Consider the following 16,303-nt stretch of genomic DNA (forward strand, 5'->3'; position numbering starts at 1 on the left):
CCGGCCGGCGCCGGCGGCGAGGGCCGTCATTGACAGGCTTCGCAACCCGGGTCGTCGATGGCGCAGAACTTGATGTCGGTGGCGGGCTCGACCGCCCCCGGCGCCGCGGCGGCGGGGGCGCTGCCGGCGGTGGGCACGGCGTTGAGCGCGCCGCTGCGCACGGTGGACTTTTCGGCGTGGGTGGCGCCGGTGGTGCGCAGGTAGTAGGTGGTCTTCAGGCCGCGGATCCAGGCCAGCTTGTAGGTCTCGTCCAGCTTCTTGCCCGAGGCACCGGCCATGTAGATGTTGAGGCTTTGCGCCTGGTCGATCCACTTCTGGCGCCGCGCGGCGGCTTCCACCAGCCACACCGGCTCGATCTCGAACGCGGTGCGGTAGAGCTCCTTGAGGTCCTGCGGGACGCGGTCGATCGGCCACAGCGAGCCGTCGAAGTGCTTGAGGTCCATGATCATGACCTCGTCCCACAGCCCCAGGCGCTTGAGGTCCTTGACCAGATAGCTGTTGATGACGGTGAACTCGCCCGACAGGTTGGACTTGACCGACAGGTTGCCGAAGCACGGCTCGATGGACGCATCCACCCCGATGATGTTGGAGATGGTGGCGGTCGGCGCGATGGCGATGCAGTTGGAGTTGCGCATGCCGTCGCGGGCGATCTTGGCGCGCAGCGCGTCCCAGTCCAGCGTGCTGGAGCGATCGACCTCCAGGTAGCCGCCGCGCTGCTGCGCCAGCAGGTCCAGCGTGTCCAGCGGCAGGATGCCGCGGTCCCACAGCGAGCCTTTGAAGGTGGAATAGCGGCCGCGCTCCACCGCCAGATCGCTGCTGGCCCAGTAGGCGTAGTAGCAGATGGCCTCCATCGAGCGGTCGGCGAATTCCACCGCCTCGGGCGAGGCATACGGGATGCGCAGTTCGTACAGCGCGTCCTGGAAGCCCATCAACCCCAGGCCCACCGGGCGGTGGCGCAGGTTGGAGTGGCGCGCCTTCTTGACGGCGTAGTAGTTGATGTCGATCACGTTGTCCAGCATGCGCATGGCCACCGTGATGGTGCGCTGGAGCTTGTCGTGGTCGAGTTCCTTGCCGTTGGGGCCGTCCTTGAGGTGCCGCGCCAGGTTGACCGAGCCGAGGTTGCAGACGGCGGTTTCGGTGTCGCTGGTGTTGAGCGTGATCTCGGTGCACAGGTTGGAGGAGTGCACGACGCCGACGTGCTGCTGCGGGCTGCGCACATTGCACGGATCCTTGAAGGTGATCCACGGGTGCCCGGTCTCGAACAGCATGGTCAGCATCTTGCGCCACAGGTCCACGGCGCGCACGGTCTTGCACGGCTGGATCTCGCCGCGCGCGGCCTTTGCCTCGTAGGCGAGGTAGGCCTCTTCGAACGCCTGGCCGACCTTGTCGTGCAGGTCCGGCACGCTGGACGGCGAAAACAGCGTCCAGTCGCCGTTTTCCATCACGCGCTTCATGAACAGGTCCGGGATCCAGTTGGCCGTGTTCATGTCGTGCGTGCGGCGGCGGTCGTCGCCGGTGTTTTTGCGCAGCTCCAGGAACTCCTCGATGTCCAGGTGCCAGGTCTCCAGATAGCAGCACACCGCGCCCTTGCGCTTGCCGCCCTGGTTGACCGCCACCGCCGTGTCGTTGACGACCTTCAGGAACGGCACCACGCCCTGGCTCTCGCCGTTGGTGCCCTTGATGTGGCTGCCCAGCGCGCGCACGCGCGTCCAGTCGTTGCCGAGCCCCCCGGCGAACTTGGACAGCAGGGCGTTTTCCTTGATCGACTCGTAGATGCCGTCCAGATCGTCGGGCACCGTGGTCAGGTAGCAGCTGGACAGCTGCGAGCGCAGCGTGCCGCTGTTGAACAGCGTGGGGGTGCTGCTCATGAAATCGAAGCTGGAGAGCACCTCGTAGAACTCGATGGCGCGCGCCTCGCGGTCGATCTCGTTGAGCGCCAGGCCCATGGCCACGCGCATGAAGAAGGCCTGCGGCAGCTCGATGCGCTGCTTGCGCACATGCAGGAAGTAGCGGTCGTACAGGGTCTGCAGCCCCAGGTAGTCGAACTGCAGGTCGCGCTCGGGTTTGAGCGCCGCGCCCAGGCGCGCGAGGTCGAAGGTCTGCAGCTCGGGGTTGAGCAGCTCGGCCTCCACCCCCTTTTTGATGAAGGCCGGGAAGTACTCGGCATAGCGCTCGCGCATCTGCGCGTGCGTGGTTTCTTCGCCCAGCACCTCTTTGTAGATGGTGTGCAGCAGCAGCCGCGCGGTGGCGTAGGTGTAGTCCGGGTCGGTTTCGATCTTGGTGCGCGCAGCCAGGATCGCGGCCTTGTGCACCTCCTCCATGGGCACGCCGTCGTACAGGTTGCGCAGCGTCTCGGCGACGATCGGCTCGGCCTTGACGTCGGCGCCCAGCCCCTCCACCGCGGAGTGGATCAGCGCCTGCAGGCGTTCGAGGTCGAGGGGGCGCCGCTCGCCGCCGTCGACCACGTGCAGCACGGGCTGGGCAGGTTGCGCCTGGGCTGCCTTGGCGGCGCGTTCCTGCGCGCGGCGTTCGCGGTAGAGCACATAGGCGCGCGCGACCTCGTGGTGGCCGCCGCGCATCAGGCCCAGTTCCACCTGGTCTTGCACATCTTCGATGTGGAAGGTGCCGCCGCCGGGGCGCGAGCGCACCAGAGCACGCACGACCGCCTGGGTCAGTTGGTCCACCGTTTCGCGCACGCTGGCCGATGCGGCACCCTGCGGGCCATGGACGGCCAGAAAGGCCTTCATCATGGCGACGGCGATTTTGTTGGGCTCGAACGGGACCACCGCGCCGTTGCGGCGGATGATCTGGTAGTGCGCCAGCGTGGCACTGCTGGTGGCGCGTGCCGGCTCGGCGACGGCCATCGGGTGGGCGGCGGACGAGGGGGAGGTGAGGGTGGTCTGCATGGATCCTCGCGGAAGATCAAGGCTGTGGATGCTGGCGTGCAAACACTAGATGTAGTGTTTGACGTCAGCCGAAAACACTATCCGTAGTGTACCGACGCAGACCCCGGGGGCAAGGGGGCGGCCCCAAAAAAAAATTTATCCCCCGGCCCGATCCATATCCCCGGGTCTTTCCGGGGTGGAGGGCCGGCCGGGCGCGTCGCTGGCGAACCACGCCGCCGGCCAGCCGGTCAGGCGGATCAGCCGCGCCCAGTCGAAGCCGGGGCCCGGATCGCGCTTGCGCCCGGGGGCGACGTGCTCGTGCCCGGCCACCGCGCGCAGCGCCGGCAGGCGCTCGCGCAGCGCCGCCAGCAGCGCCGCCAGCGCCGTGTACTGCGCGTCGGTGAAGGTGTCGCCCTCCAGCCCCTCCAGCTCGACGCCGACCGAGAAGTCGTTGCAATGGTCGTGCCCCTGCCACGACGAGCGGCCGGCGTGCCAGGCGCGGCGGTCCAGCGCGACGAACTGCACGCACTCGCCGTCGCGGCGGATCAGAAAGTGGGCCGAGACCTCCAGCCCGCGGATGCTTTGAAAGTAGGGGTGCGCGTCCCAGTCCAGCGTGTTGGTGAACAGCCGCTCGATCCACGGGCCGCCATACTCGCCCGGCGGCAGGCTGATGCTGTGCAGCACGACGAGCCACGGCTGCACGCCCGGCGGGCGCGGGCCGTGGTTCGGCGACGGCACGCGGCGCGCGCCGGGCAGCCAGCCGTCGTCGGGGGTGGGCAGCGGATCCATGGTCAGCGCACCAGCTGGTTGAGCTGGATGATCGGCAGCATCACCGCCAGCACGATCAGCAGCACCACGCCGCCCATGGCGATGATCAGCAGCGGCTCCAGCCACGTGGTCAGCCGCAGCAAGCGGCGCTGGGCGTCGTCGGCCAGCTGCTGCGCGGCGCGCTGCAGCATGGAGCCGAGCTGGCCGGTCTGCTCGCCCAGCCGCGCAAACGTCACCAGCAGGCCCGCGAGCGCCGGGCGGGTGGCCAGCGCCGCGGCCAGCGGCGCGCCTTCGCGCACCAGCGCCAGGGCCTCGTGCACGTCGCGCTGCAGCGCGGTGTTGCGCAGCGTGTCGGCCGCGGTGGCCAGCGCCCGCAGCAGCGGCACGCCGGCCTGCACCAGCAGCGCCAGTGTCGCGGCCAGACGCGCCACGTCGAGCTGGCGCGCCAGCCGCCCCAGCAGCGGCAGGCGCAGCCAGGCACGATCCAGCGCCAGCCGCGCCGCCGGGCGCCGGCGGGCCAGCCGCCAGGCCGCCACCCCGGCGGCCAGCAGCGGCAGCAGCGTCCAGCCCCAGCCGCGCAGCCAGGCGCTCGCCTGCAGCACCAGCAGCGTCAGCGTCGGCAGCGCGCGCTTGCCGCTGGCGAACGCCTGCGCCACCTGCGGCACGACGTAGGTCATCAGAAACACGACGATGGCCAGCGCGAAGGCGGTGACGATGGCCGGGTACAGCAGCGCCGACAGGATGCGCTGGCGCAGCGCCTCGGCGGCCTCGCGTTCGTCGGCCAGCCGCTGCAGCACGGTGCCGAGGCGCCCGCTGGCTTCGCCGGCGGCCACCACCGCGCGGTACGGCGCGTCGAACACGCGCGGATGGCGCGCAAGCGCCGCCGCAAGCGTGCTGCCGGCGTTGACCTCGGCGCGCAGCTCGGTGACGAGCGCCTGCTGCGTGGCATCGTCGGCCTCCCGCGCGAGTTCGGCCAGCGCCCGCTCCAGCGGCAGGCCGCTGTCGAGCAGCGCGGCCAGCTGCCGCGTCCACGTCGCCAGCCGCGCAGCCGGCCAGCGGCGCGCGCCGCCGCGGGCCGCGGCCGCCTCGTCGAGCGCCGTCACCTGCAGCGGCACCAACCCCTGCGCGCGCAGCTGCGCACGCGCGGCTCGCGCGTGCTCGGCCGCCAGCGTGCCGCGCTGGCGCCGTCCGTGCGCGTCGAGGGCCTGGTAGCGGAAGGTCGGCATCGCGGGTCGGTAGGGCTCGGGGTCGATCAGTCGCGCGTGACGCGCCAGACTTCCTCGGCGGTGGTGATGCCTTGGGCCACCAGCGCGTCGCCGGCCTGACGCAGCGGCACCAGGCCGTGTTGCAGCGCATGCGCGCGCAGCGCGGCTTCCGGTGCGCGGTCGTGAATCAGGGCGCGCAGGCCCTCATCGACCACCATCAGCTCGAACAGCCCCGTGCGCCCGGCGTAGCCGGCCTGGCCGCAGTCAGCGCAGCCGGCGCCGCCGCAGGCCGGGCAGAGCTTGCGCACCAGCCGCTGCGCCAGCACGCCGAGCAGGGAGCTGGCCAGCAGGAACGGCTCGATGCCCATGTCCACCAGGCGCGTGACGGCGCTGGGCGCGTCGTTGGTGTGCAGGGTGGCCAGCACCAGGTGGCCGGTCAGCGACGCCTGGATCGCGATCTGAGCCGTCTCGCGGTCGCGGATCTCGCCGATCATGATGACGTCGGGGTCCTGGCGCAGGATCGCGCGCAGCGCCGTGGCGAAGGTCAGGTCGATCTTGGGGTTGACCTGCGTCTGGCCGATGCCGGGCAGCTCGTATTCGATTGGGTCTTCCACCGTCATGATGTTGAGCCGCTGCGCGTCCAGGCGCTTCAGCGCCGCGTAGAGCGTGGTGGTCTTGCCGCTGCCGGTGGGGCCGGTGACGAGCACGATGCCGTGCGGCTGCGCGATGAGCCGCTCGAACGCCTGCAGCGTGGCGCCCTGCATGCCAAGGGCTTCCAAGCTCAGCACGCCGTCGGATTTGTCGAGCAGGCGCAGCACGGCGCGCTCGCCGTGGGCGCTGGGCAGGGTGGAGACGCGCACGTCCACCGCGCGCCCGCCCAGCCGCAGGGCGATGCGGCCGTCCTGCGGCAGGCGCTTTTCGGCGATGTCGAGCTCGGCCATGATCTTCAGGCGCGAGATCAGCGCCGCGTGCAGCGCGCGGTTGGGCTGCACCACCTCGCGCAGCGTGCCGTCGACGCGGAAGCGCACGCTGGAGTGGCGCTCGTACGGCTCGATGTGGATGTCGCTGGCGCGCTCGCGCACGGCCTGCGTCAACAGGGCGTTGAGCATGCGGATGATCGGCGCGTCGTCGGCGGCTTCCAGCAAATCCTCGATTTGCGGCAGCTCCTGCATCAGGCGCGAAAGATCAGCCTCGCTTTCGACCTCGCTGACGATGGCGGCGGCGGTGGAGCCGCTGCCGTCGGCGTAGGCGGCCTGCAGCCGGGCGTCGAAGGCAGCGGCGGGCTCGCGCTGCAGCCGGCAGGGGCCGTGCACGCGTTGCGCCTCGGCGATGGCCGCGATCTGCGTCGTCGGCAGGGGGGCGGCGGCGTCGGCGCGCACGATCAGCCAGCGCTCGCCGCGGTCCACGTGCAGCAGCACGCCGTGGGCGCGCGCCCACGCGTAGGGCAGCGGGTGGGCGGCGCTCATCGGGCGGGGGCGGCAGCGGCGGGCGCGGTCGGCACGGCGGCGCCGGGCCAGGCGGGCGGCAGCACCGGCGCGTCCTGGACCGGGTGCAGGCGGCTCGGCTCGGGCTGGGCCTGCTCCTGCACGCCGCGCATCCATTGATAGCGGTCCAGCGCCAGCGCATCGCCGGCGCGCGCGTCGCGTACCACCACCGGGCGCAGGAACACCATCAGGTTGGTCTTCTTGCGCGAGCGCTTCTCGCTGCGGAACAGGTGGCCCAGCACCGGCACGTCACCCAGCCCCGGCACCTTGTCCTGGTTGCCGCCGAACTCATCCTGCAGCAGCCCGCCCAGCACGACGATGCCGCCGTCTTCCACCATCACGGTGGACTCGATCGAGCGCTTGTTGGTGATCAGGCCGCTCGGGTTGCCGATCGAACTCGGCAGCACGCTGCTGACCTCCTGGAAGATCTGCAGCTTGACGGTGCCCTGGTCGTTGATCTGCGGCCGCACGCGCAGCGTCAGGCCGACGTCGCGCCGCTCGATGGTCTGGAACGGGTTGACCGCGCCCTGGTTGGTGTTGTTGGCGGTGTACTGGCCGGTGATGAACGGCACGTTCTGGCCGATGACGATCTTGGCCTCCTCGTTGTCCAGCGTCAGCAGGTTCGGCGTCGACAGGATGTTGGCGTCGCCGTTGGTCTCGAGGAAGCGCGCCAGGGCGCTCAGCACGTAGGTGCCGCCGATGCGCTGCGCCAGGCCAATGTTGAAACCGGACGCCGGCAGCTGGCCCTGGCCGCCGTTCTGCGTGGCGAGGTTGAGGATATTGGCGCCACCGGTGCCGAAGTTGGTGCCGAGCAGCCCGATGGCGCCGTCGCCGTTGCGGCCGATGATGCTCTGCCACTGCACGCCGATCTCGGAAGCCTTCTCGGCGCTGACCTCGGCGATGAGGCTTTCGACGTAGACCTGCGCGCGGCGCACGTCCAGCAGGTCGATGACGCGGCGCAGCTCGCGGTACAGCGGCTCCGGCGCGGTGATGATGAGGGCGTTGTTGGCGGCGTCGGCCTGCACCTGGCCGCCAGTGGGGGCTGCGGTGGCCGCCCCCGCGGCGCCGCCGGGGGCCGCGCGCGTCCCGCTGGCCAGCCCCGGGGTACCGGCGCCCGGGTTGGCTGCCGGCGCCGTGGCCGGAGTGGCGGACGGGGTGGCCGGCGCGCCGTCGGTGCCACCCGGGGCGCCCGCGGCGGCCAGCGCGGCGCGCAGCGTCGTGGCGAGCTGCGCGGCGTCGGCGTGGCGCAGGTAGACGACGTGGATGTTGGCCGCCGCGCTGGCGGCACTGGGGCGGTCCAGCCGCTCGATCAGCGCCCGGGCCAGCTGCAGCCGCGCCGGGTGGCTGGCGCGCAGCAGCAGGCTGTTGCTGCGCGGGTCGGCCAGCACCGTGGTGCGCGGTCCGCCCGGCGTGCGGTTGGGGCCGGGGGCGCCGTCGTCGTCGAGCAGCTGGCGCAGCCAGCCGACCACGTCGGTGGCGATGGCGTGCTTCAGCGGCACCACCTCCAGGTCGGTGGCGGTGCCGACGTCCAGCGCCGCGATGATGCGCGCCAGCCGCTGCAGGTTGTCGGCGTAGTCGGTGATGACCAGCGCGTTGTGCGTGTTGTTGACGGTGATCGGGTTGTTCGGGCTGATCAGCGGGCGCAGGATCGGCAGCAGGTGGTTGGCGTTCTCGTGCTGCAGGCGAAAGATCTGCGTGACGAGCAGCCCGTCGCGCGCGGGGGCCGGCTCCTCGGTCAGCACCGGGCCGCCGAGCAGCTTGGCCTCGGCTTCCGGCACGATCTTCAGGATCCCGGCCGACTCCACCAGCGCGAAGCCGCGCAGCCGCAGCTCGGCGCCGAACTGCGCCAGCGCCGCGGCCGGGCGCACCGGCGTCTCGGTGACCAGCGTCAGCGGCCCCTTGACGCGCGGATCGACGACGATGGCGCGGCCGGTGGCGACGCCCAGCGCCCGCGCCACCGCCTCGATGTCGGCATCGACGAAGTTGAGCGTGATCGGCTGGCCGGGGCGGATCGCCGGCGGCGGGGTCTGCGCGGCCAGCGGGCCGGCCAGCGCCGCCGCCAGCAGCGCCAGCGCCGCGGCGCGGCCCAGGCGGACGGAGAGGGTGGCGTCGTTCATGCGGGGTTTCCGATGCGCAGGTGGGCGCGCGCACCGTCGCGGCGGCCCAGCAGGTTGAGCAGGTTGGACAGGGCGTCGAGCCGATCGGGGTTGGCCTCGGCCAGCCCCTGCAGCTGCAGCCGGCCGCCGGGCCAGCCGCCGCTGGCCTGCAGCCGCAGGTCGCCGCGCAGCGTGGCCAGCTCGAACGTCGGCGCGGCGCCTGGGCCGGCCTGCAGCGTGAGCCGGTAGCTGCCCAGCGGCCGCAGCGGGCTGACGACCGAGGCGACGTCGAGCAGCTCGACGGTGACCGCGGCGGGGGCGGCCGGGGCCGCTGCGCTGGCCGCCGCGAGCGGCCAGCGCAGCGCCGGCAGCGCGAGGTGCGCGCGCCCCTGCAGGCCGAAGGTGTTCCACGGCGCGCCCAGCGCCTGCAGCCAGGCCAGATCGAACTGCGCCCGCCACGGCTCGGCCTGCAGCCACCAGCCGCCGTCGCGGCGGGCCAGCGTGGCGCGCCACGGCGCGTCGGCGGCGGCGTCGGGCTGCAGCGTCAGGCGCGCGCCGAGGGTGGCGAGCTCGGGCGAGAGCGTCCAGCGCAGCCGCCCGGGCAGCGTCAGCGCCGCGCCGTCGCCGGCCACGCGCAGCACGCCGGAGCCGGCCCACAGCGTGCCGGCCGGCTGCAGCAGCCGCACCCGGCCGTCGCTCGCGGCGGCCAGCGCCACGTCGGCCCAGCGCGCCGGGGCCTGGACGACGCTGGCGACGAGTGCGCCGAGCAGCGCGCCGAGCACCGCTGCGCGCCAGGGGATGCGGCGCGCGCGCGCGCTCACCGGGCGCCTCCCGCGGGGGCGAGGCGCGCCTGGCCGCGCCAGAGATCGCCGTCGCGCTGCAGGTCGAGTTCGGCCACCTGCAGCGCCAGCCGCTCGCGCAGGGCCACCAGCCAGTGCGCCAGCGCCTGTGCCGGCACGCCGGCCAGCTCGACGCGCCAGCCGCCGGCTTCGTCGGCGCGCAGTTGGGCGCCGGCGCCGAGCCGTTCCTGGGTCAGCGCGCGCACCGCCTCCAGCGTGGCGGGGGAGGTGGTGCCGGCGTCGGCGGCGGCCTTGCGCTCGGCCAGCGCCTGCGCCAGTGCGGCAGTGCGCTGCGCCTGCGCCTGGGCTTGCGTCAGCCGCTGCGGCGCCTGCTGAAGCGAAAGCCAAGCGGGCCACGCCACGCCGAGCGTCCACGCGAGCAGCAGCACCCCGACCAGCAGCGAACCGGCATGACGCCGCAGCGGCGCCGGCAGGCGCGCGGTGAGCGTCGGCAGCGCGGCGCGGATCGACGTCATCGACCGGCCTCCGGCTGCAGCCGCCACACCGGGCCGCCTTGCTCGGCCACGATCAGCCCGGCGGCGCGCGCCGCGGCGCGCACCTGCGCCGCGGGCGGGGCGGCGTCCCAGCGGAGTTCGAGCCGATTGCCCTGCAGGCGCAGCTGCTGCGGCGGCGGCCCGTCCAGCGCGCCCCAGGCGTTCAGCCAGCGCTCCAGCGCCCCGGGCGACGCCGGCCCGCCCAGCTGGGCCAGCGCCTGCGCGAGCTGGCGCGGCGGGTCGAGCAGCACCGGCACCTGCGGCAGCGCCGCGCGCGCGATGCGCTGGGTCTCGGCCTGCAACGCGCGCTCGGCCTGACGCGCCTGCCACGCGGCCAGCGGCACGGCCAGCAGCGGCACCACGACCGCCGCCGCCACGCCCCAGCGCGCCGGCGCCCAGGCCGGCTCGCTGCCGACCTGTCGCGCGGTGCCCAGCGCGCGCTCCCACCACGCCCCGCCGATGCGGCGGCGCCAGGCGAACTGCGCCAGATCCGGCCCGTCGCGCCATGCGTCGGCCCAGCGCCGCGCGGCCGGCAGCGCCTGCCAGGGGGCCTGCGGTCGCGCCGCGCGCGCGTCGTCGAAGGCGGCCGGGTCGGCGGCACAGGTCAGTGCAGTTGGCGATGCGTCGATGCCCGCCGGGGCGTCGTCCTGCGGCGTGCCGGGTGGCAGCAGCGCGTCGAGGTCGGCCAGCGGCACGGCGGCCACGCCGTCCGGCCCGGCCAGCACGGCGCTCGGGCTGCCGTCCAGCGCGTGCACCCACAGCACGGGCGCTGGCAGCGGATGGCTTTCGGGGAGCAGCCGCTCCACCGTCCAGCCGGGGGCCTGGACGGCGGCCACCGCGGCCTGCAGGCGCTCGTCGCGCACGGTGGCGACCCAGGTGCGGCCCTGCGGCGCCGCCGGCCCGAGCGCCCAGTGCAGCCGCTCGGGTTCGTCCAGCAGGTCGTCCTCCAGCAGACCGGCCAGCGCCTGCGGCGAGCGGGCGCCGCGGCCGGCCGGCAGCGCCACCGCATGCCACGCCAGCCAGCCGGTCGGCACGACGAGCGCGACGCGCTCGCGCCCGCCGAGGGCGGCCAGCCCCTCGGCCGGGGCACGCCCCTGCGCCAGCACCGTGCCGGCCTCGTCCACGCGCGCCCAGTGCCAGGCGGCCGGGGCCGCCTCGGCCGTCGCGCCGGCGGGGGCGGCGACGGTGGTGCAGCGGTCTACGGGGCGCAGGATCAGCATCGGTCGGGCGGGCGGCGTCGGGGCGCGGCAAGCATAGCACCGCCTCAAGGCGCAGCCGGGGTCGCGGCCGCCACGCCGCGCTGGCGCCACAGCACCTCCACGCGCGGGCCATCGCGGCGCAGCAGCGCGGTCTGCTGCACGGTCAGTTCGCCCAGCCGCAGCTGCCCGGTGACGAGGAAGTGGCGGCTGGCCACGCCCAGCAGCGTCGGCTGCCACGACGCCGCCAGGCGCGGCAGCGCTTCCACGAGCGCCTCGGCGCGCTCGAGCGGGCGCTGGCTGCGCAGGGTCAGCAGGCGCTGCGCCTCGGCGGCGTCCAGCCCGGCGACCGCGGCGCGCAGTACCAGCGGCCCGGCGGTGTTGAGGTTGACCGGAGTCGGCTCCGGCAGCCAGACGGTGTGCGGGGCCAGCCGCGCCCAGCTCGCGGCGCTCAGCCCCAGGGCCTGCAGATCCTCGGCGCGCTCGGGTGGAGGGTGGCGGGCCGGGCTTTGCGCCCCGGCCGGCCAGGCCTGCCGCAGCGCCTCGGCCACCGCACGCAGCTCGTCGGCCGGCAGCTCCAGCAGGCCATAGAGCCGCTCGAACGCCGCCAGCGCCGTGGGGTTGAGGCGCGGCGTGGCGCCTGTGACGTCGATCAGGTTGCGCCAGTTGAGGCGTGCCTGCGCGTCTTCGATGCGGCCGGCCAGCCAGGCCTCGTCCAGCACGTCGGCGCCGTCGTCGGCGCTGGCGCGCAGGAAGGTGGACAGCCTAGTCGGCTGCAGCGGCACCGCCCACGGTTCGGCCAGGTGGTCGGTGCGCGAGGCGCGGCCGTCCTCGCGCACGATCAGGCGCGCCCAGTCCAGCGCCCCGGTCAGCAGCCACGCGGCCTGCGCCTGGTCGCGCGCGGCGCGCTCCACGGCCCAGGCGCGCCACTGCAAGCTCCAGGCGGCAGCCCCCAGCGTGGCCACCACCGCCATCAGCATCAGCGCCATCAGCAGCGCTGCGCCGCGCGTCCGCGTCACGACTTGCCCCCGGCGACGCGGGCCGAGGCCCAGTCCAGCGTCAGCGCGCCGTCGAAGCCGGCGCCCGCGGCGGGTACCAGCACCAGCCGCACGGCGGCGGGTGGCACGCCTTCGGCGCCGTCGGCGTTCCACTGCGCGCCGTCCCACACCCGGATCTCGGCGCTGGCAATGGCCACGGTGCGCACGCCTTCGGCGCGCACGCGCTGCGGCGCCTGCACCCACGCCTGCGCCAGCGCCTCCCGCGTGGCCAGCGGCGGCGACTGCCAGCGCGCCCAGCGCCCGCCGCCGTCCACCGCGGCCCACGCCACCACCTGCCAGCCGGCGCCGTCGGCGGCGTGGCGCAGCAGGCGCACCGTGCCGCCCTGCAGCGACCAGGCCGGCGGCGGGTCGATGGCGCCGTCCACCGGCATCACCATCTGGTCGAGGTCGAGCTGCCACTGCGCCAGCACGTCGGCCCAGCCGAGCTGCGCGGCGCTGCGCGCCTCGGTGGCCTCGCGCACGCGCAGCAGCCCGTCCAGCGCGCGCCAGCCGAGCGTGGCCAGCAGCGCCAGCACCGCCAGCGCGGTCAGCAGCTCGATCAGCGTCAGGCCCCGGGCGCGGCGCATCGTCGGCCCCGTCAGTGCCGGCCCAGCACGGTGGTCAGCCGCGTCAGCACGAGGTCGCTGCCGGCTGGCCGCACCCGCACCTCGACGCGGCGAAAGCTCGGGTTCGGCGTCGGGTCGATGGCGATCTGCACCGTGTGCTCCACGCCGCCCTGCGTGCAGGAGAGCTCGCGCGTGCCGGGGGGCGGGAAGACCGGCTCCAGCCGCAGCACGACCTGCGCGTTGTGTGCGCACAGCTGCGCCAGCCACTGGGCCGGCTGGCGCTCGGCGGTGCGCAGCAGGGCCTGGCCGGCCTGCTGGGCGGCCAGCGCCGCGGTGGCGACGATGGCCAGCGCCACCAGCACCTCCACCAGCGTGAAGCCGCCGGGGCGCCGGCGGGGCGGAACGCCCGGGCGGGGGGCTGCGGCGGATGCGGGCGCCATGCGGTTCACTCCACGCGCACCGCGCCCCAGCCGTCGAAGGCCAGCGTGCGCGTGCGCTCGCCGTGGCGCAGCGTCAACCGCCACGGCGGGCCCATGGGTTCGGTCCCGAGCGAGAGCGCCGGCTGCGGCGGCTCCAGCGTCAGCGCCACGTCCTCCAGGGGCCACGGGCGCGCGCGCGGCAGCTCGGGCAGGGCCGCCTCCGGCAGGCCGCGCCAGCGCAGGCCCTGGGCGTCCCAGGCCAGCTCAGCGCGGGTGCCGCCGGCGCGCGCCAGTGCCCGCACGGCCTCGATCTGGTCGCGCAGCCCGGTCGCCAGCCGGTCCAGCCGCCGGTCGGCGTCGCCGCGCCACGCCTGCACCACGCCGACGCTGGCGATGCCGACGATGGCCAGCACCACCAGCAGCTCCAGCAGCGTCAGCCCGCGCGGGCGCCGCGCGGCCCCGGCGGGCGCGGGGTCACTGCCAGCTGCCGATGTCGGCATCGTTGCCCTCGCCGCCGGGCTGGCCGTCGGCGCCGAGCGAGAACACGTCCACCTCGCCGTAGGCGCCGGGGTTGAGGTACTGATAAGGGCGGCCCCAGGGGTCGTTCGGCAGCTTGTCGAGGTAGGGGCGCCAGTTCGGCGCCGGGGGGCCGGAGGCCGGCCGCTGCACCAGCGCCTGCAGGCCCTGCTCCTGCGAGGGGTAGCGCTGGTTGTCCAGCCGGTAGAGCTTGAGCGCCTGCATCAGATTGGCCACGTCGGCCCGTGCGGCGGTGACGCGCGACTCGTCGGCGCGGCCGATGACGTTGGGCACGATCAGCGCCGCCAGCACCCCGATGATGACGAGGATGACCAGCAGCTCGATCAGCGTGAAGCCCCGCAGGACGCGGCGGGCGGGGGTCGCAGGCGCGCAGGCGAATGTCATGCCAACGATGATAATGCAGCCCCATGACGCCGCCCGCCGTTCCACCTGTGCGCACGCCGCCCGGCCGCCGCTGCCGCGCGCGCGGGCGGGCGCGGCTGCCGGCGCTGGCCGCGCTGCTCGCGTGGGGGGTGGCCGGCTGGCTCGCGGCGGCATGGGGATGGCGGCTGTGGGGGCAGGCGCAGGGCGTGGCGCCTGCGGCGCCGCCGCCGTCGTCGGCCCCGGTCGCTCAGGCGGAGACGATGGCGCGGGCGCTGGGCGGTGGGGAGGGTCTTGCCGCCACCCCGCCGCCGGCGCCGGCCGCCGTCGCCGCCACCGGCGCGGCGTGGCGCCTGCTGGGCCTGGTGGCCGATGGCGGAGGACGGGGTGCCGCGCTGCTCGCCACCGATGGCCAGCCGGCCAAGCCGTACCGCGCGGGCGCGGCGCTGCCGGATGGCTGGCGCGTGCAGCGCATCGAGCGCGACGGGGTGTGGCTGAGCCCGCCGCAGGGCGGCGAGGCGGTGCGACTGCCCGCCCCGGTGCGGCCGGCGGCACCGGCTGCGGCGCCGCCAGCCGGCGGTTGAGGCGGTCGTCAGCCCGCGCTTCGCAGCCGCCCGACGGGCGAGGGTGCCGACCCCCTCACCCCCGCAGGAACAGCCGGTAGACCGGGTTGTCGGTTTCTTCGACGTAGGGGTAGCCGAGCTCGCGCAGGAAGCGCTCGAACGCCCGCGCGTCCTTGGGCGGCACCTGCAGGCCGACCAGGATGCGGCCGTAGTCGGCGCCCTGGTTGCGGTAGTGGAACAGGCTGATGTTCCAGCTCGGGCGCATCAGCGTCAGGAACTTCAGCAGCGCGCCGGGCCGCTCCGGGAAGATGAAGCGCAGCAGCCGCTCGTCCTGCGCCAGCGGCGAGTGGCCGCCAACCATGTGGCGGATGTGCTCCTGCGCCAGGTCGTCGTGCGTGAGGTCCAGGGTCGCGAAGCCCTGCCGCTCGAAGGCGGCGGCGATCTTGGCGCTTTCACCCTTGCCGTGGGTGGTGAGCCCCACGAACACGTGCGCCACCCTGGCGTCGTGGATGCGGTAGTTGAACTCGGTGACGTTGCGCGGGCCGCCGGGCAGCGAGCCGATGGCCTGCAAGAAGCGCAGGAAGCTGCCGCGCTCCTCGGGGATGGTGACGGCGAACAGCGCCTCGCGCTCCTCGCCGACCTCGGCACGCTCGGCGACGAAGCGCAGCCGGTCGAAGTTCATGTTGGCGCCGCACAGGATGGCGGCGTAGGTCTCCCCGCGCGTCTTGTGCTCGGCGACGTGCTTCTTGATCGCCGCCACCGCCATCGCTCCGGCCGGCTCGACGATGCTGCGCGTGTCGATGAACACATCTTTGATCGCGGCGCAGACTTCGTCGGTGTTGACGGTGACGTAGCCATCGACCAGCTCGCGCGCAAGGCGAAAGGTCTCCTCGCCGACCAGCTTGACCGCGGTGCCATCCGAAAACAGCCCGACGTCGGCCAGCTGCACGCGCTGGCCCGCGCGCACCGAGCGCAGCATGGCGTCGGAGTCGCTCATCTGCACGCCGATGACGCGGATGTCGGGTCGCACGGCCTTGAGGTAGTTGGCCACGCCGGCGATCAGGCCGCCGCCGCCGATGGCGACGAACACCGCGTCGAGCCGGTTGGAGCCCAGACCCTGCAGCTGGCGCAGCATCTCCATCGCGATGGTGCCCTGGCCGGCGATGACGTCGGGGTCGTCGAACGGGTGCACGAAGGTGAGACCCTCGCGGCGCGCCAGCTCCGCGGCGTGCTGCGCGGCGTCCGAATAGCTGTCGCCGTGCAGCACCACCTCGCCGCCCAGCGCGCGCACGGCGTCGATCTTGACCTGCGGCGTGGTGGTGGGCATGACGATGACGGCGCGCGCGCCGAGCTTGTGCGCGCCCAGGGCCACGCCCTGCGCGTGGTTGCCGGCCGAGGCGCAGATGACGCCGCGCTGCAGCTGCTCGGCCGACAGGTGCGCCAGCTTGTTGTAGGCGCCGCGCAGCTTGAAGCTGAACACCGGCTGCTGATCCTCGCGCTTGAGCAGCACCTTGTTGTGCAGGCGGCGGCTGAGGTTGCGCGCCGGCTCCAGCGGCGTTTCGCGCGCCACGTCATACACGCGCGCGGTGAGGATCTTCTTCAGATAGTCCTGCGGGGTCAGCGGGGTGGGATCGGGGCAGGCGGGGGACTGGGCAGGCATGGCGATTCCGGATGGGTCCGCGCAATCATACGGCGCACGGATGCGGTGCCCGGCCGACCGCAGCCCGTCGCAGCGGGGCTGGGCACGAAAAAAAGGCCCAGGCGCGATGCCTGGGCCTTGAACCACCCATAGAGGGCAGAGGAGACAACCGTTGCCGGGCCACGAGGCCCCGACGACGACACCGGCCATGCGCC

Annotated in this window: 15 protein-coding genes; 1 reads left to right on the forward strand and 14 read right to left on the reverse strand. The window is 74.1% G+C overall.

What is annotated here, in order from left to right; translation table 11 throughout:
* Positions 1 to 26: 26 nt before the first annotated feature.
* The 13 genes from A9O67_RS06175 to gspG form a co-directional block, all read right to left on the reverse strand.
* A complete protein-coding gene (locus A9O67_RS06175) occupies positions 27 to 2,906 on the reverse strand; it encodes a ribonucleoside-diphosphate reductase subunit alpha (RefSeq protein ID WP_068608484.1) in 2,880 nt (959 codons plus the stop codon).
* A 135-nt stretch (positions 2,907 to 3,041) separates the two neighbouring features.
* Entirely contained in the window at positions 3,042 to 3,674 is a 633-nt protein-coding gene (ampD, locus tag A9O67_RS06180; RefSeq protein ID WP_068608486.1) for a 1,6-anhydro-N-acetylmuramyl-L-alanine amidase AmpD, read from the reverse strand.
* A 2-nt stretch (positions 3,675 to 3,676) separates the two neighbouring features.
* Positions 3,677 to 4,879: a type II secretion system inner membrane protein GspF gene (gene gspF / locus A9O67_RS06185; RefSeq protein WP_068608488.1), complete on the reverse strand. Its 1,203-nt coding sequence runs from the start codon at positions 4,877 to 4,879 to the stop codon at positions 3,677 to 3,679.
* A 26-nt stretch (positions 4,880 to 4,905) separates the two neighbouring features.
* Positions 4,906 to 6,324 (reverse strand): GspE/PulE family protein, encoded by a 1,419-nt coding sequence (locus tag A9O67_RS13590; protein ID WP_068608490.1) that lies wholly within the window; start codon positions 6,322 to 6,324, stop codon positions 4,906 to 4,908.
* A complete protein-coding gene (gene gspD, locus A9O67_RS13595; RefSeq protein ID WP_068608492.1) occupies positions 6,321 to 8,459 on the reverse strand; it encodes a type II secretion system secretin GspD in 2,139 nt (712 codons plus the stop codon). The genes A9O67_RS13590 and gspD overlap by 4 nt, the downstream gene beginning before the upstream one ends.
* The gene (locus A9O67_RS06200; RefSeq protein WP_082955408.1) at positions 8,456 to 9,259 is read right to left on the reverse strand and encodes a hypothetical protein; all 804 of its coding nucleotides are present in this window, start codon (positions 9,257 to 9,259) and stop codon (positions 8,456 to 8,458) included. The genes gspD and A9O67_RS06200 overlap by 4 nt, the downstream gene beginning before the upstream one ends.
* Complete coding sequence (gene gspM / locus A9O67_RS13110) at positions 9,256 to 9,753, reverse strand: type II secretion system protein GspM (protein WP_082955409.1); 498 nt, start codon at positions 9,751 to 9,753, stop codon at positions 9,256 to 9,258. The genes A9O67_RS06200 and gspM overlap by 4 nt, the downstream gene beginning before the upstream one ends.
* Entirely contained in the window at positions 9,750 to 10,991 is a 1,242-nt protein-coding gene (gene gspL, locus A9O67_RS06205) for a type II secretion system protein GspL (RefSeq protein WP_068608494.1), read from the reverse strand. The genes gspM and gspL overlap by 4 nt, the downstream gene beginning before the upstream one ends.
* Before the next feature lie 44 nt (positions 10,992 to 11,035).
* A complete protein-coding gene (gspK, locus tag A9O67_RS06210; protein WP_231960246.1) occupies positions 11,036 to 11,986 on the reverse strand; it encodes a type II secretion system minor pseudopilin GspK in 951 nt (316 codons plus the stop codon).
* Positions 11,983 to 12,591, reverse strand: coding sequence for a PulJ/GspJ family protein (locus tag A9O67_RS06215; protein ID WP_068608496.1), 609 nt, complete (start codon positions 12,589 to 12,591; stop codon positions 11,983 to 11,985). The genes gspK and A9O67_RS06215 overlap by 4 nt, the downstream gene beginning before the upstream one ends.
* Before the next feature lie 11 nt (positions 12,592 to 12,602).
* Positions 12,603 to 13,010 carry a type II secretion system minor pseudopilin GspI gene (gspI, locus tag A9O67_RS06220; protein ID WP_068609798.1) on the reverse strand — a complete coding sequence of 136 codons (408 nt, stop codon included), beginning with the start codon at positions 13,008 to 13,010 and terminating at the stop codon, positions 12,603 to 12,605.
* A gap of 5 nt (positions 13,011 to 13,015) precedes the next feature.
* On the reverse strand, positions 13,016 to 13,489 hold the full coding sequence (locus A9O67_RS06225) for a prepilin-type N-terminal cleavage/methylation domain-containing protein (RefSeq protein ID WP_068608498.1): 474 nt from the start codon (positions 13,487 to 13,489) through the stop codon (positions 13,016 to 13,018).
* A complete protein-coding gene (gene gspG / locus A9O67_RS06230; protein WP_068608502.1) occupies positions 13,464 to 13,910 on the reverse strand; it encodes a type II secretion system major pseudopilin GspG in 447 nt (148 codons plus the stop codon). The genes A9O67_RS06225 and gspG overlap by 26 nt, the downstream gene beginning before the upstream one ends.
* A gap of 23 nt (positions 13,911 to 13,933) precedes the next feature.
* Between gspG and A9O67_RS06235 the strand changes: the two genes are divergently transcribed.
* Entirely contained in the window at positions 13,934 to 14,470 is a 537-nt protein-coding gene (locus A9O67_RS06235; protein ID WP_082955410.1) for a type II secretion system protein N, read from the forward strand.
* 55 nt (positions 14,471 to 14,525) lie between these two features.
* Here A9O67_RS06235 and ilvA read toward each other — a convergent pair whose 3' ends face one another.
* On the reverse strand, positions 14,526 to 16,109 hold the full coding sequence (gene ilvA / locus A9O67_RS06240) for a threonine ammonia-lyase, biosynthetic (RefSeq protein ID WP_068608505.1): 1,584 nt from the start codon (positions 16,107 to 16,109) through the stop codon (positions 14,526 to 14,528).
* Positions 16,110 to 16,303: the final 194 nt, after the last annotated feature.

The organism is Tepidimonas fonticaldi, from assembly GCF_001675355.1.
GTDB classification, from domain to species: Bacteria; Pseudomonadota; Gammaproteobacteria; order Burkholderiales; family Burkholderiaceae_C; genus Tepidimonas; species Tepidimonas fonticaldi.

Excerpts from the sequence above, each read along its gene's own strand:
- gspG (WP_068608502.1), bottom strand. The coding sequence starts at position 13,910 with ATGACATTCGCCTGCGCGCCTGCGACCCCCGCCCGCCGCGTCCTGCGG.
- gspI (WP_068609798.1), bottom strand. The coding sequence starts at position 13,010 with ATGGCGCCCGCATCCGCCGCAGCCCCCCGCCCGGGCGTTCCGCCCCGC.
- A9O67_RS06225 (WP_068608498.1), bottom strand. The coding sequence starts at position 13,489 with ATGCCGACATCGGCAGCTGGCAGTGACCCCGCGCCCGCCGGGGCCGCG.
- A9O67_RS06235 (WP_082955410.1), top strand. The coding sequence starts at position 13,934 with ATGACGCCGCCCGCCGTTCCACCTGTGCGCACGCCGCCCGGCCGCCGC.
- A9O67_RS06175 (WP_068608484.1), bottom strand. The coding sequence starts at position 2,906 with ATGCAGACCACCCTCACCTCCCCCTCGTCCGCCGCCCACCCGATGGCC.
- gspL (WP_068608494.1), bottom strand. The coding sequence starts at position 10,991 with ATGCTGATCCTGCGCCCCGTAGACCGCTGCACCACCGTCGCCGCCCCC.
- A9O67_RS13590 (WP_068608490.1), bottom strand. The coding sequence starts at position 6,324 with ATGAGCGCCGCCCACCCGCTGCCCTACGCGTGGGCGCGCGCCCACGGC.
- gspF (WP_068608488.1), bottom strand. The coding sequence starts at position 4,879 with ATGCCGACCTTCCGCTACCAGGCCCTCGACGCGCACGGACGGCGCCAG.
- ilvA (WP_068608505.1), bottom strand. The coding sequence starts at position 16,109 with ATGCCTGCCCAGTCCCCCGCCTGCCCCGATCCCACCCCGCTGACCCCG.
- A9O67_RS06215 (WP_068608496.1), bottom strand. The coding sequence starts at position 12,591 with ATGCGCCGCGCCCGGGGCCTGACGCTGATCGAGCTGCTGACCGCGCTG.
- ampD (WP_068608486.1), bottom strand. The coding sequence starts at position 3,674 with ATGGATCCGCTGCCCACCCCCGACGACGGCTGGCTGCCCGGCGCGCGC.
- gspM (WP_082955409.1), bottom strand. The coding sequence starts at position 9,753 with ATGACGTCGATCCGCGCCGCGCTGCCGACGCTCACCGCGCGCCTGCCG.
- gspD (WP_068608492.1), bottom strand. The coding sequence starts at position 8,459 with ATGAACGACGCCACCCTCTCCGTCCGCCTGGGCCGCGCCGCGGCGCTG.